This window comes from Marinobacter azerbaijanicus, assembly GCF_030250645.1.
GTDB lineage: Bacteria > Pseudomonadota > Gammaproteobacteria > Pseudomonadales > Oleiphilaceae > Marinobacter > Marinobacter azerbaijanicus.
This window is the reverse complement of record NZ_JASSVS010000004.1, coordinates 382,679-396,231: the sequence shown is the minus strand read 5'-3', so window position 1 is coordinate 396,231 and position 13,553 is coordinate 382,679. Positions and strand designations below refer to the sequence as shown.

General features: G+C 56.8%; 12 protein-coding genes, 1 other RNA gene and 1 pseudogene. 8 read left to right on the top strand and 6 right to left on the bottom strand.

The features are described 5' to 3' along the window. Positions 1–75 precede the first annotated feature (75 nt). The 4 genes and pseudogenes from QPM17_RS10935 to smpB form a co-directional block, all read right to left on the bottom strand. A pseudogene (locus QPM17_RS10935) lies at positions 76–590 on the bottom strand (transposase); the annotation flags it as partial. A gap of 116 nt (positions 591–706) precedes the next feature. Next, positions 707–1,088, bottom strand: a transfer-messenger RNA (tmRNA) gene (ssrA, locus tag QPM17_RS10930). Between the two features lie 82 nt (positions 1,089–1,170). Further along, positions 1,171–2,598, bottom strand: a complete 1,428-nt coding sequence (locus tag QPM17_RS10925; protein ID WP_285390751.1) for a WS/DGAT/MGAT family O-acyltransferase — start codon at positions 2,596–2,598, stop codon at positions 1,171–1,173. A gap of 138 nt (positions 2,599–2,736) precedes the next feature. After that, positions 2,737–3,216 (bottom strand): SsrA-binding protein SmpB, encoded by a 480-nt coding sequence (smpB, locus tag QPM17_RS10920; protein ID WP_285390750.1) that lies wholly within the window; start codon positions 3,214–3,216, stop codon positions 2,737–2,739. Positions 3,217–3,395: 179 nt separating this feature from the next. Between smpB and QPM17_RS10915 the strand changes: the two genes are divergently transcribed. The 3 genes from QPM17_RS10915 to QPM17_RS10905 all read left to right on the top strand — a co-directional run bounded on the left by QPM17_RS10915 (position 3,396) and on the right by QPM17_RS10905 (position 5,826). After that, positions 3,396–5,024, top strand: coding sequence for a sodium-dependent transporter (locus QPM17_RS10915; protein WP_285390749.1), 1,629 nt, complete (start codon positions 3,396–3,398; stop codon positions 5,022–5,024). 77 nt (positions 5,025–5,101) lie between these two features. Further along, the gene (locus QPM17_RS10910) at positions 5,102–5,548 is read left to right on the top strand and encodes a type II toxin-antitoxin system RatA family toxin (protein WP_285390748.1); all 447 of its coding nucleotides are present in this window, start codon (positions 5,102–5,104) and stop codon (positions 5,546–5,548) included. Next, positions 5,545–5,826, top strand: coding sequence for an RnfH family protein (locus QPM17_RS10905; RefSeq protein ID WP_285390747.1), 282 nt, complete (start codon positions 5,545–5,547; stop codon positions 5,824–5,826). The genes QPM17_RS10910 and QPM17_RS10905 overlap by 4 nt, the downstream gene beginning before the upstream one ends. Before the next feature lie 7 nt (positions 5,827–5,833). Here the strand turns inward: QPM17_RS10905 and QPM17_RS10900 are convergent, their stop codons facing one another. After that, entirely contained in the window at positions 5,834–6,160 is a 327-nt protein-coding gene (locus tag QPM17_RS10900) for an outer membrane protein assembly factor BamE (protein WP_285390746.1), read from the bottom strand. Positions 6,161–6,282: 122 nt separating this feature from the next. Between QPM17_RS10900 and fur the strand changes: the two genes are divergently transcribed. Further along, on the top strand, positions 6,283–6,693 hold the full coding sequence (gene fur, locus QPM17_RS10895; protein ID WP_285390744.1) for a ferric iron uptake transcriptional regulator: 411 nt from the start codon (positions 6,283–6,285) through the stop codon (positions 6,691–6,693). 100 nt (positions 6,694–6,793) lie between these two features. Here the strand turns inward: fur and recN are convergent, their stop codons facing one another. Then, positions 6,794–8,473 (bottom strand): DNA repair protein RecN, encoded by a 1,680-nt coding sequence (gene recN / locus QPM17_RS10890; RefSeq protein WP_285390743.1) that lies wholly within the window; start codon positions 8,471–8,473, stop codon positions 6,794–6,796. A 245-nt stretch (positions 8,474–8,718) separates the two neighbouring features. On the opposite strand from recN, the gene grpE reads away from it, so the two are divergent. The 4 genes from grpE to dapB all read left to right on the top strand — a co-directional run bounded on the left by grpE (position 8,719) and on the right by dapB (position 13,387). Beyond that, positions 8,719–9,324, top strand: a complete 606-nt coding sequence (grpE, locus tag QPM17_RS10885) for a nucleotide exchange factor GrpE (RefSeq protein ID WP_285390742.1) — start codon at positions 8,719–8,721, stop codon at positions 9,322–9,324. 110 nt (positions 9,325–9,434) lie between these two features. Beyond that, positions 9,435–11,360 (top strand): molecular chaperone DnaK, encoded by a 1,926-nt coding sequence (gene dnaK, locus QPM17_RS10880; RefSeq protein ID WP_285390741.1) that lies wholly within the window; start codon positions 9,435–9,437, stop codon positions 11,358–11,360. 78 nt (positions 11,361–11,438) lie between these two features. After that, positions 11,439–12,566, top strand: coding sequence for a molecular chaperone DnaJ (gene dnaJ / locus QPM17_RS10875; protein WP_285390740.1), 1,128 nt, complete (start codon positions 11,439–11,441; stop codon positions 12,564–12,566). 20 nt (positions 12,567–12,586) lie between these two features. After that, positions 12,587–13,387 carry a 4-hydroxy-tetrahydrodipicolinate reductase gene (gene dapB, locus QPM17_RS10870; RefSeq protein ID WP_285390763.1) on the top strand — a complete coding sequence of 267 codons (801 nt, stop codon included), beginning with the start codon at positions 12,587–12,589 and terminating at the stop codon, positions 13,385–13,387. Positions 13,388–13,553 lie beyond the last annotated feature (166 nt).

Genomic DNA, 13,553 nt, shown 5'->3' with positions numbered 1-13,553 from the left:
GTGTCCACTAGAAAATAAGTGGACACTATCCTGACGGCAGCAGCGCCAGGCTCAAGATGGGATTACCGGCCGCTTACGGTAAACCTTTTTATGATTCACATCTACGCCTTCCCGTCGCAACAGTTGGTGAACCCGTCGATAGCCAAACCGACGACGCTCATGGGCCAGTTCCGTAATGCGTTCGCTGAGCACACTGTCGCCAGCTGCAACGGTGGAGCGGTAGTGAAACGAAGCGCGGGATAACCCGACGAGAAAACAGGCCCTGCGTTGGGAAATCGGCGTTTGCTCCTGCATCGCCCGCACGGCCTCGCGCTTGTTCTCGACGGTCAGTACTTTCGGTTGAGAGCAGCCTTCAGAGCTTCGTTGTCCAGAAGAGATTCAGCCAATAGCTTCTTGAGCTTGGCGTTCTCATCTTCGACAGCCTTCAACCGGCGGGCTTCTGAAACCTCCATGCCGCCAAACTTCTTGCGCCAGGTGTAGAAGGTGGCGTCAGAAATGTTGTACTTGCGGCACAACTCCTTCACCGCCAGGCCTGCTTCGGCTTCCTTCAAAATGCTGATGATCTGCTCTTCTGAAAATCGCTTTTTCATGTTCATCGTCCTCTGCTGTGATGAACATTACTAAGCTGAAAACGGTTAAGCTAGAGGGGAGCAGGTCATAGAGGCAAAAAAAAGCCCCTGAAATCAGGGGCTTTCTTCTCTTTGGTTGGTGGAGACGGCGGGAATTGAACCCGCGTCCGCCAGTACTCAGCCTTGAGGTCTACATGTTTAGCGTCTCTCTATTGATTTAAGTTCAAGCGACCCGAGAGTCAGGGTGCAAGAACCGAGCTCTTTGAATCTTAGCCTTTAACCAGTGAGCTCTGGTTAAAGGAGCATCCCGTAAGCGATGACGTCCTGAGATGTTGCTTCCGGGCTACGGGCGACCCGGTCAGGACGGACCAAAACAGTTAAGCCGCTAGGCTAAACTGGTTGGACTGGTAGTTATCGTCGTTTGCGACTATTGCGTTGCAGCTTTGGATTAACGAGATTCGCTGCCATCTCGACATGCACTCAAGGGTTCGCCACCGGCGTCGAAGCCATGTCGTCCCCTTATGCTCAGTATATGTGTCCGAATTGCCGGACTTCAAGGTTTCTTTGTTGCTTTTTTGTGCGCCAGGGCAGGTAGTTGTACCTATGCCACTTTCCCTTTCTTGTCTTTCGTGCCGCCTTGTCGGCCTGCCAGCGCCACCTGGCTCAGGACCTCAAAGCTTTGTCGAAAATAGTCCATCACCAAATCTGGTTCGGCGTGGATGGCTTTATCGACGGTAATGCCGAACTGCACCGTGCCGTCGTAGCTGAGAATGCTCATACCGATACCGATATTGCCGCTTTGGGGCACCCAGAACATGGGTTGTGTCAGCTTGCCGCCCGCCAGGTACAGGGCATTTTTTGGTCCCGGCACGTTGGTCAGTACTGCGGAGGCTTTGTTGCTGAGCAGGTCCAGGGCCCGCCGTTCAATAACATCGGGGCCGCGGCCGAATAGATCCAGAAGGCTGTAGGTCACCTGGGCCTGGTAAGACCGCTTAAGCCGGTTCATATTCTCCTGTACCTGTCGAAAGCACATGATGGGGTCCTGCACTTCCACCGGCAGGGTAACCAATACCAGTCCGAACTTGTTGCCGAGGGTTTCGATGGGTTGATCAAGAGGCCGCAGATTAAAAGGAACGGCAACGCGAATTCCGCATTCCGGGATGGCTTCCTGATGCGCTGCAAAATGCCGCTGCAAAGCGCCGGTGACGGTGCACAGCAGGGTATCATTAATGGTGCCACCCAGTGCCTTGGCGCAGGCTTTTACGTCAGCCAGCTCCAGAGGCTCTGCCCAGGCAACCTGTTTGCGTCCGGAAAGAGCCTCTTTCAACCCGGTTTTGGGTTCAATGGGGGCGAGGCCGAGTTTGATCAGGTCCAGGGCCACGGCGCTGGCGGTCGACGCCAGTTTAAGGGGGTAATTAGGCTCTTCCCGAACGGACTGAATGAACAGTCTGCCCTGGTTCGTGGCGGTCTGGAGGTTGTCCACTGTGCGGTGGAGTAGTTGCTGGATTGCGGATCGCTTGCGCGGTTTTGAATGGCGCTTTGACACCACTTTGCTGAGTTTTGGTTCTGGCGTTTTATCAGTCAGTGACAGCATGACCCGGACCAGCGAGATGCCATCGGCAATACAATGGTGGACACGAATCAACAGCGCGCTGCCACCCTCATAATTGTCGATGTAATGCATTTGCCAGAGCGGCTGCCGAAAATCCAGAGAAGTACTGTTCAAGTCGCTGGCCAGTTTCTGGAGCTCGGCTTTGTCAGCTTTGCCCGGCAGGGCGATCTGATGGAGGTGATTATCCAGGTCAAACAGTGGGTCATCCTGCCAGTAGGCCCGGTCTCCGACCTCCACGACACGCTGCCGGAAGCGGTCGAAGCAGAGGAAGCGCTCCTCAATCGTGTGCCTGAGGCGGCTCATGGAAACGGGGCGGTCAAGCATCCACACTCCGCAGATCACCATGTGATTCTGGGGCGTGTCCATTCGCAGCCAGGCGTGGTCAACGGCGGACATGGGTGTCTGTTTAGGCGGCATAAGCTCTCCCTCTGCCCAGCACCGGGACTCCCGAGTATAGGCCTTTTGGAAATCTGAACAAAGAGAGAGTATGCGACACACCGGCCGGTGTTGCCCATGACCGGTGTCAGATATTTCGAGTTCTGTGCGGTGTCGTGATCAGAGGTTGTTGTCGCGCAGGATCCGCTGCTTCTGGCGGTTCCAGTCGCGCTCTTTTTCGGTGGCGCGCTTGTCGAACAGTTTCTTGCCTTTTACCAGGGCGATTTCGCACTTTACCTTGTTCTTTTTCCAGTACAGTGCGAGGGGAATGCAGGTATAGCCGGCCTGGTTCACCTTGCCCACGATCTTGGCAATTTCCTTCTCGTGCAAAAGCAGCTTGCGGGTACGGGTCGGGTCCGCGATGACGTGGGTGGATGCCGTGATCAGTGGTGTGATGTGAGAGCCGAGCAGCCAGGCTTCACCATCTTTCAGCAGCACATAGGCATCGGTCAGCTGCGCCTTGCCGGCGCGCAGGGATTTTACCTCCCAGCCCAGCAGGACGAGGCCGGCCTCGAAGCGTTCTTCAATGTGGTATTCGTGCTTTGCCTTTTTGTTCAGGGCAATGGTGGCGCTCGGTGCGCCGGGTTTCTTCTTGCTCATGAATCGATGATCCGGAGTCGGACAAGGAATTTACCGGGCGTATTCATGCCGGAAAAGCGCGCATTGTAGCTCAGTAGTGCCAGACTGGTCACGAAATCGGCGTGATTGGTTGTATCGGTGGTCGTATGGGGCGCGATTCCTCCGCTACAATGTGGTCTCAGATGTCGTCAGGAAATGGAATGCCTACTCCATACGAAACACCTATCGGGTCCTGGACCCGGCCAACCACTTTTTTCTGGGCTGCAACCGGAGCAACCTTCGGCCTGGCGAACGTGTGGCAGTTTCCGTACCTGGCGGGCAAACATGGTGGCGGGCTGTTTATTCTGCTCTATCTGTTCTGCCTGGTTCTGGTCACTCTGCCTTTGATGATAACCGAGTCCGCCATGGGGCGGCATTCCCGCCATGGTCTGGTGCTGGCGCTGGACGGGTACGTGCGTAGCGCGCGGGCCTCACAGTGGTGGGTCTGGGCTGGCCGGCTGGGTATCCTGGCCGCATTCCTGGTGCTCTCGTTTACTGCTGTCTTTGGCGCCATTGCCCTGGCGTACGTTTTCTACGGCGCCATGGGGATGTTCCTCGGCGCAGACGAGGCTGAGGCAGCGGGAATTCTTTCCACTCTGGTCTCGGATCCCAAAGACTATCGCGTGTTCATGGCCTGGCACGGGTTCTTTCTGCTGCTGGTGCTCTGGGTCTCCATGCAGGGCGTTGTGGAGGGTGTCGAACGTGCTGTGCGGGTGGTGGCGCCATCAATGCTGCTGATGCTGCTGGTGCTATGCGGTCTGGCGGCATGGACGGGGGAGCTTCGCAGTGCGTCGGACTTCATGCTCAGCTTCCACCCCGCAGATGTTACCCCGGAAAGCCTCCAGGCGGCGTTGTTTCATGCGTTCTTCACCCTTGGGCTGGGCATGGGGGTGTGGACCCTGTTCGGTGCCTATACACCAGTTGGCACGCGATTGAAGCGTTCGGTGCTTGCGGTTGTATTGATGGACACACTGGTCGCCATTGTCGCTGGCCTGGCGATTTATTCGCTGGTGCCGGGAGGGAGTTCCACGGAAGGTGAGCGTGGCTTCGCCCTGCTTTTCCTGTCCCTGCCGGTGGCATTGTCGGACCTGCCGGGTAGCCAGTTCCTGATTGCGACCGTTTTCCTGGTGGTTGTAATGATTGTATGGACAACTTCCCTTTCCCTGCTCGAGCCGGTGGTCGGGTGGTTCCGGGAGTGGACCGGAGCGCCAAGAGGCTGGTCAGTGTTTGTGATGGGGGCGCTGGTCTGGCTGGTGGGTCTGGGGTCCCTGCTGTCTTTCAATGCATGGTCGGAAGAGCGTTTTGCAGGGGGGACGGTGTTTCGGTGGCTCGAACTTGCCACGGGTGGCCTGCTGATTCCGGTGGTGAGTATCATGATTGCTGTTTTCGCTGGCTGGTGTCTCACACGGAATCTTACTTTCAGCATATTGGGGCGGGCTCCCGTCCTGTTCCGGAGTATCTGGTTCTGGGTTATGCGGCTGGTGCTTCCACTGGTTGTTGCGTTTATCGGTGTCCAGTATACGGTGGTTTCCCTGGCGACCATGTGCAGTAATGGCAGTGCTGCCCTCTGGTGCAATGAGGTATTGGCACCTGAACCGGTAAACCGACAAGGCTCTGGTGGAAGCTCCACCGAAGAAGACAACCACTCCACCGAGGAAGACAATCACGAGAAAGGGGCAGACCAGAAGGGCGTTGCGCCCACGCCAACGGAGGGCGAAAGCCAGCATGATGGTGCGGAGGGAAAGGAAAATGATCCCAACGAGGACGAGATCCTTTATCATAGCGTCTGACAAGGGCTGATTTCGCCCGAAAGGCTTCACGCAGTGCCATCTTTACAAGTACGTATCAAGCAGGACGTTCGCTTCCAATGCCCCATCAGATCGATAAAACTGCCCTGGTAATGCATCCGGCTGATCGCATGTTCCATCTGGTCAATGACGTAGCACGCTACCCGGAATTTCTCCCCTGGTGCGCAGAGACTGAAATCCACGAAGAAACAGGTGACCAGATCGTGGCTTCCATGGAAATCGCCAAGGGCGGTATTCGTCACCGACTGACCACTCGCAACCAGTTGTTGCTGCCGCACACCATTGAAATGAATCTGGTGGATGGGCCGTTTCAGAACCTGAGTGGGCGCTGGCACTTCAAGTCGCTCGACGACAATGCGTGCAAGGTGATTCTTACCCTTGAGTTCGAGTTTTCCGGATCGCTTTCACGCATGACATTCGGGCCCGTGTTCAGCCAGGCGGCAAACACAATGGTGGACGCGTTTTGCCGCCGTGCCGATGAACTTTATCGGGGAGGTGTATCGTGATCGATGTGGAGGTAGCATTCGCTCGACCGGACAGGCAGGAGATAATCAGCTTGCAGGTGGAGGAGGGTACCACCGCCGTGGAAGCGGTGAAGCGTTCCGGTATTACCGCTGTTTTTCCGGAGATCGATCCGGAAAAAGACGATATGGGGATCTTTGGCAAGGTGATAAAAAACCCGTCTGCCCATGAACTGCGGGACGGTGACCGGGTTGAAATCTATCGGCCCCTGAAAATCGATCCCAAGCAGGCCCGGCTGAACCGGGCAAAGAAGAAAGCCTGATACCGGCTCAGTAAGCCGGTGTTTCCTCAAGCAGTTGTGCTTCGTAGTAGGAATACTGATCGTTGTCGTAGTAGACAATGACCCTTTGTTCCTTGATGTCACCGCCGCTGCGCTGGAATGTGTACACGTAGTATTCCCGGGAAGGGTCAGCCGGATTGGTCATCAGGGGCGTTCCCAACAGGGAGTGAACCTGGCTGCGGGACATGCCCTTGGCCAGCGAAGTCAGCTCTTCGTCGGTGAGTATGTTTCCCTGCTGCACGTTGATTTTGTACACACCTGGGAAAGCACAGCCAGTCAGGATGAGAGTGAGAATCAGAGCTGTGATCTTTTGCATCGCCGGGGGAAATCCTCTATCTTGAAATCGCCTGCCAGGGGCAGGTGTGACACGGTCTGACCGTTAACATGCGGCTTCATCATACCGGAAGCCGTGAGGCACACCAAAGAGTGAATCGTAACATGTCATCTGAAAACACCGAATTGCGAAAAGTCGGTCTCAAAGTAACTCTGCCGAGAGTGAAAATCTTCAATATCCTGGAAAACTCCGAGGAGCATCATCTCAGTGCCGAGGATGTCTACAAAAAGCTTCTGGAGCAGGGTGATGACGTGGGCCTGGCGACTGTATACCGGGTGCTGACCCAGTTTGAGGCGGCAGGCCTGGTTCTGCGCCATAATTTCGAAGGTGGACATGCGGTTTTCGAGATGGCCGGCGACGACCATCATGACCATATGGTCTGTACGCAGACCGGGGAGGTCATCGAGTTCGTTGACGAAATCATCGAGGAGCGGCAGAAGAAGATCGCGGCAGAGCGGGGCTATGAGATTGTTGACCACAGCCTGATTCTCTACGTCAAACCCATCAAGTCCTGATTGTTTGGGCCGGAATCCATAAAAGAAAAAAGGGGCGGGTGTTCAGCCCGCCCCAACAACTCTCAGGATCGAGAGGGGAATTCTCTTGGTTCTCAAACGGTCAGTGATGTGTTGCCTGGCCTTTGGTGAACATTTCGTGGGCGTGGGCAATGGTGTGTTCCGTCATATCCACGCCGCCAAGCATCCTGGCCACTTCGGTTATCCGGCCATCGTCGTCCAGTGATTCGATTCTTGAGTAAGTGGCGTCCGCTTCCGTGAACTTGCTGACGAACAGGTGCTGGTGGCATTGGGCGGCTACCTGCGCCAGATGCGTTACGCAAAGAACCTGTCCGTTATCGCCCAGACTCCGCAGCAGGCGACCAACCACTTCAGCGGTTCCACCACCAATGCCTACGTCTACCTCGTCAAACACCAGTGTTGGTGTGGTGGAGGTCTGGGCAACCACCACCTGGATAGCCAGGCTGATACGTGACAACTCGCCACCGGACGCGACCTTGGCCAGCGGTCGCGCCGGCTGCCCCGGATTGGCGCTGACCAGGAATTCAATATCTTCCAGTCCGTGAGGGGCGGGTTCATCACCTTTGTTGCGGTTCAGGTGGGTGACAAACTGAACTGCCGGCATGCTCAGTTGAGCCAGCTCTTCCGCTATCCGCTGGTCCAGGTTGGCTGCGGCCTGTTGTCGTAACTCTGACAATTGTGTGGCCAGGGTGCTGAACCTGGCGTGCTGCTCTTCCAGTTCTGTTTCCAGTTTTTCAATGCTGCCTTCGCCATCGTCCAGCGAGGCAAGTTCGGCGCTAAGCTCACGGTGGAATTCAGGCAGGGTTTCCGGTGCGATGCGATGCTTGCGAGCCATCTGATAAATGGAACTCAGGCGCTCTTCCACCTCGGCCAGTCTGGCTGGATCTGCGTCATAATCTTCCACGAAGTGGCGCAGATTATCACCTGCCTCGGTAATCTGGATCTGGGCCTCGTTCAGCATCTGGATGGTTTCTGCCAGCGCTGGCACTTCTACCGGAAGCTGTTCCAGTTGCTGCAGCGCCTGCCGTACAAGGTCCGCCGCGCTGTTGTCATCTTCCGTGCATAGCAGGGTGGCCTGGTGACTGCTGTGCAGAACGGCATCTGCGTGGCTGAGCTGTTCCTGTTCTTTCTCCAGTTGCTCCTGCTCCCCTTCCTCCAGGGCCAGCCGGTCCAGCTCTTCAACCTGGTACCTGAGCAGTTGCAGGCGCGCTTCGGCTTCATCGGCATTCTGCCGGCGCTCGGTCAGCCGTTGATGAGTTCTATGCCAGGTTTTCCATGCCTCCCTGGTCTGGTCTGCCAGGTTCTCCACGCCAGCGAATTCATCCAGCAGTTTGCGGTGGGTCTCCTTGCGGAGCAGGGACTGGTGCTGGTGCTGGCTGTGGATATCCATCAGCATGCTGCCCAGATCCTTCAGGTGCACAAGCGGGGAGGGCTGGCCGTTGATGAAGGCGCGGGAGCGGCCATCCTTGCTGATAACCCGCCGCAGGATGCACTCGTTGTCGTCATCCAGCTCGTGCTCTTCGAGCCACTGCCTGGCTTCCGGAATAGCGGATACATCGAATGTGGCTGTGATATCTGCCCGCTTGGCGCCGTGTCGTACGGCACCGGCGTCAGCGCGACCGCCCATGGCGAGCCCGAGAGCGTCCAGTACGATAGATTTGCCGGCGCCGGTTTCCCCGGTAAGAGCTGTCATGCCCTTTCCAAACTGAAGTTCAACCCGCTCGGCGATGGCGTAATTGGAGACGGTGAGCTGTGTGAGCATGCAGATATCCTCCGCTCGTTTCCTGAATACTGTGGATGCATACAGTGACTGTGAATATATACAGGGATTTGCCGGTTTGCAAACATCCCCACAAGAATTTGTGAATGAATGATGGCCTCAACGGTTGAAACATTCGTTGCGGGCCCCATATCCGTTCGCAAACACGTTTTTCCCGGCTCTGTATGGCCGGGAGCCATAGTTAACCGGCCGTTGTTGTGGCCGTCGACGACCAAGCAGGAGTTGCCATGAGCGCTGACGAGAAGCGTAACGAACAGGTTGAGGAAGAACTGAAAGAGTCTGCTGAGGCGGCTTCCCGGGAACAGGGTGGCGCCGAGGATGCCTCAGAAAACTCTCCCGAGAGTGAGATTGAGGCGCTGAAGTTGCAGGCGCAGGAGTTCCAGGAGCAGATGCTGCGTTCCCAGGCGGAGATGCAGAATGTTCGCCGGCGGGCCGAGATTGACGTTGAGAAGGCCCACAAGTTCGCGCTGGAGAAGTTTGTGAAGGAACTCCTGCCCGTGGCGGACAGCCTTGAAAAGGCGGTTGAAAGCACCGAAGGGCATGAGGAAGCCGGCGATCTGGTGACCTCTATTCGTGAAGGGGTTGAAATGACCCTGAATCTGTTCATGAACAGCCTCAGGAAGTTCAATGTCGAGCAACTTAACCCTGTTGGTGAGCCATTCGACCCCCAGCAGCATGAGGCAATGTCCATGGTTCCGGCGCCTGACGCCGAGCCAAACAGCGTGGTGGCCGTGGTCCAGAAAGGCTACAAGCTGAATGATCGGCTGGTCCGCCCCGCGATGGTAGTGGTGGCCAAGGCCGAGGATGCACCAAAAATCGACGAACAGGCTTGAAAAGCAGATTAACGCGCCAATATAGCCAGTAAACAGGCAGCGCACCGGGGCTCCCGGAACAGCTTTTAAGTAGCCGGAACTGAATTGAACAATTGAATTGGAGTGTTTACATGAGCAAGATCATTGGTATCGACCTGGGAACGACAAACTCCTGTGTTGCCATCATGGATGGCGACAAGGTCAAGGTTATCGAGAACGCCGAGGGTGATCGCACTACGCCGTCCATTATTGCGTACACCGAAGACGGTGAAACGCTGGTAGGCCAGTCTGCCAAGCGCCAGGCGGTTACCAACCCGAACAACACCCTGTACGCCATCAAGCGTCTGATCGGCCGTCGTTTTGAAGATGACGTGGTCCAGAAAGACATCAAGATGGTGCCCTACAAGATCACCAAGGCAGACAACGGCGATGCGTGGGTAGAAGTGAAGGGTGAGAAGATGGCGCCTCCGCAGGTGTCTGCGGAAATCATCAAGAAAATGAAGAAGACCGCCGAAGACTACCTGGGCGAGAAAGTAACCGAAGCGGTCATCACCGTGCCGGCCTACTTTAACGACAGCCAGCGTCAGGCCACAAAAGACGCGGGTAAGATCGCCGGTCTGGATGTGAAGCGCATTATCAACGAGCCGACCGCTGCAGCCCTGGCCTATGGCCTGGACAGAAAGAGCGGCGACCGTACGGTAGCCGTTTATGACCTGGGTGGTGGTACCTTCGATATCTCCATCATCGAGATTGCCGACGTGGACGGTGAGCACCAGTTTGAAGTGCTGGCCACCAACGGCGACACCTTCCTCGGTGGTGAAGACTTCGACATGAAGCTGATCGAATACCTGGCTGATCAGTTCAAGAAGGACAGCGGTATAGACCTGCGTGGCGACTCGCTGGCGATGCAGCGCCTGAAGGAAGCTGCCGAGAAAGCGAAGATCGAGCTTTCCAGCAGTCAGCAGACTGACGTCAACCTGCCGTACGTAACGGCGGACGCCAGTGGTCCCAAGCACATGAACGTGAAAGTGACCCGCGCCAAGCTGGAGTCTCTGGTGGAAGAGCTGATTGAGCGCAGTCTTGCACCGTGCCGTACCGCACTGGAGGATTCCGGTGCCAAGATCGGTGAGATCGACGAGGTCATCCTGGTTGGTGGTCAGACACGCATGCCGCTGGTTCAGGAGAAGGTGAAGAACTTCTTCGGTAAGGAAGCGCGCAAGGACGTGAACCCGGACGAAGCCGTAGCCATGGGTGCTGCCATCCAGGCCGCCGTGCTTTCCGGTGACGTGAAGGACGTTCTGCTCCTCGACGTAACACCGCTGACCCTGGGTATCGAAACCATGGGTGGTGTGGCTACGCCGCTGATCGACAAGAACACCACGATCCCGACCAAGAAGTCGCAGACCTTCTCCACTGCGGAGGACAACCAGACTGCCGTGACCATCCACGTGGTCCAGGGTGAGCGCAAACAGGCGGCGCAGAACAAGTCACTGGGTCGCTTCGACCTGGCTGATATTCCGCCGGCGCCCCGTGGCACACCGCAGATTGAGGTCACCTTCGACATCGACGCCAACGGCATCCTGAACGTGTCTGCCAAAGACAAGGCAACCGGCAAGGAGCAGTCCATTGTGATCAAGGCCTCTTCCGGCCTGAACGAGGACGAAATCGAGAAGATGGTCCGTGATGCCGAGGCCAATGCCGACGAGGATCGCAAGTTCGAAGAGCTCGTCCAGGCCCGCAACCAGGGTGACGCGATGGTTCACACCGTTCGCAAGACTCTGGCTGATGCCGGTGACAAGGTAACGGACAGTGAGAAGGAGTCTATTGAAGCTTCCATCAAGGAGCTGGAGGAAGCGCTGGCCGGTTCCGACAAGGCGGACATCGAGGCCAAGACACAGAAGCTGACCGAAGCATCTTCCGAGTTGGCCCAGAAGATGTACGCGGACCAGGCAGAACAGGCACAGCAGGCCGGGGGTGAAGAGAGTGCCCAGTCCGGTTCTGGAGATGACGCTGTTGATGCCGAGTTTGAAGAAGTCAAAGACGACGACAAGCGATAAAACTTAAGATCATCAGGCAGTTGGAAAACGCGGGAGCTCTCCCGCGTTTTCCTCGTTTTACCAACAGGGTTTTAGAGCATGGCCAAGCGCGATTATTACGAGATTCTCGGGGTGTCCCGGGATGCGGATGAAAAAGAAGTCAAGCGAGCCTACCGCAAGCTCGCGATGAAGTATCATCCTGACCGGAATCCGGATGATGAAGACGCCGATCACAAATTCAAGGAAGCCAGTGAGGCCTACGAAATACTGGCGGATTCATCCAAACGCGCGGCCTACGACCAGTTTGGCCACGCCGGCGTTGATGGTTCTGCCGGTGGCGGATTCGGAGGAGGTGGCGGCGCCAGCTTCTCTGACATCTTTGGTGATGTGTTTGGCGACATCTTCGGTGGCGGTGGTCGCGGCCGCACCACCCGCGGCGCGGACCTGCGCTACACCCTGGAGCTGGACCTTGAGGAAGCCGTAAAAGGCAAGACCGTCCAGATCCGTATCCCCGGTCACACCGAGTGTGAAACCTGCGACGGCAGCGGCGCCGAAAAAGGCTCCCGTCCGGAAGCCTGTGGCACCTGTAATGGCATGGGGCAGGTTCGCATGCAGCAGGGCTTCTTCACCGTCCAGCAGGCGTGTCCCACCTGTCGCGGTTCCGGCAAGGTTATCAAGAATCCCTGCAAAACCTGCCATGGTGCTGGTCGCGTCCAGGAAGAAAAGACCCTTTCGGTCAAGGTGCCACCCGGCGTGGACACCGGCGACCGCATTCGCCTCTCTGGTGAGGGCGAAATGGGCGTCGATGGTGGCCCGCCCGGTGATCTGTACGTGCAGATTGCGGTTCGTGAACACTCCATCTTCACCCGCGATGGCCGTAATCTCTATTGCGAAGTCCCTATCAGCATCGTGGACGCCGCCCTCGGGGGAGAGCTGGAAGTGCCAACACTCGATGGCCGCGTGAAACTGAAAATCCCACCGGAAACCCAGACCGGTAAGCTGTTCCGCTTGCGCAACAAGGGCGTCAGCCCCGTTCGCGGTGGTCCATCCGGCGACTTGTTGTGTCGGGTGATGGTAGAAACACCGGTCAACCTCACCAAGCGTCAGAAAGAGCTGCTGGAAGAATTCCAGGAAACCCTCAACCGCGGCGATGGTAACAAGCATGGCCCCAAGAAAACGTCCTGGTTTGAGGGCGTTAAAAACTTCTTCGACGAAATGAAATTCTGAGGACAGCTGACATGGGCGACATAAGGGTAGCGATCATCGGCGCAGCAGGGCGCATGGGCAAGGTGCTGATCGAAGCTGTTGACGGTACGGAAGGCCTTGAGCTCGGAGCCGCCATTGTCGAGCCGGGTAGCAGCCTGATTGGCGCCGATGCCGGAGAAATGACCGGCATCGGCAAAACCGGCATAAGAATGGCCGGCAGCCTGGCGGAGGTGAAAGACAGTTTCGACGTACTTGTCGATTTCACTTTTCCGGACCTGACCCTGGAAAATGCGGAGTTCTGCAAAGCCAATGGCAAGATGATCGTTATCGGCACCACCGGCCTCACTGACGCCGAAAAAGAGCAGCTGGCTCTGGCGGCCGAACGTACCCCAGTGGTCTTCGCCCCTAACATGAGCGTGGGTGTCAACGTTACCCTCAACCTGCTGCGCACTGCGGCTGCAGCCTTGGGTGATGACTACGACGTCGAAATTATCGAGGCCCATCACCGCCACAAGAAAGACGCTCCCTCCGGTACCGCCCTGCGTATGGGCGAGGTAGTGGCCGATGCTCTTGGCCGCGATCTCAAAGAGTGTGCCGTCTATGGTCGTGAAGGCTTTACCGGCGAACGTACTCGTAAGGAAATCGGGTTTGAAACCATCCGTGCAGGGGATGTGGTTGGTGATCATACGGTTATGTTTGCCACTGAAGGTGAGCGTATCGAGATTACCCATAAGGCGAGTAGTCGGATGACGTTTGCCAAAGGGGCGATGCGAGCGGCGTTGTGGTTGGATGGCAAGCCTGCGGGGTTGTATGACATGCAGGATGTTTTGGGGTTGAAGTAGGGGGTTTGGTTTGAGTTGGTTTGTCGGATTACGAGGCTGGCGCCTCTAATCCGACCTACATGGGTTTCAGGATAATTCTGAGGCTGGTGGCTGGGTGCCCCCTCCGGGAATGTCTTCGGCCACGGATGGCCGAAGTCAAGCGCACATGGATGTGCTCGTAGCGTTT

Excerpts from the sequence above, each read along its gene's own strand:
- QPM17_RS10915 (WP_285390749.1), top strand. The coding sequence starts at position 3,396 with ATGCCTACTCCATACGAAACACCTATCGGGTCCTGGACCCGGCCAACC.
- QPM17_RS10910 (WP_285390748.1), top strand. The coding sequence starts at position 5,102 with ATGCCCCATCAGATCGATAAAACTGCCCTGGTAATGCATCCGGCTGAT.
- grpE (WP_285390742.1), top strand. The coding sequence starts at position 8,719 with ATGAGCGCTGACGAGAAGCGTAACGAACAGGTTGAGGAAGAACTGAAA.
- QPM17_RS10925 (WP_285390751.1), bottom strand. The coding sequence starts at position 2,598 with ATGCCGCCTAAACAGACACCCATGTCCGCCGTTGACCACGCCTGGCTG.
- QPM17_RS10900 (WP_285390746.1), bottom strand. The coding sequence starts at position 6,160 with ATGCAAAAGATCACAGCTCTGATTCTCACTCTCATCCTGACTGGCTGT.
- recN (WP_285390743.1), bottom strand. The coding sequence starts at position 8,473 with ATGCTCACACAGCTCACCGTCTCCAATTACGCCATCGCCGAGCGGGTT.
- dnaK (WP_285390741.1), top strand. The coding sequence starts at position 9,435 with ATGAGCAAGATCATTGGTATCGACCTGGGAACGACAAACTCCTGTGTT.
- fur (WP_285390744.1), top strand. The coding sequence starts at position 6,283 with ATGTCATCTGAAAACACCGAATTGCGAAAAGTCGGTCTCAAAGTAACT.
- dnaJ (WP_285390740.1), top strand. The coding sequence starts at position 11,439 with ATGGCCAAGCGCGATTATTACGAGATTCTCGGGGTGTCCCGGGATGCG.
- smpB (WP_285390750.1), bottom strand. The coding sequence starts at position 3,216 with ATGAGCAAGAAGAAACCCGGCGCACCGAGCGCCACCATTGCCCTGAAC.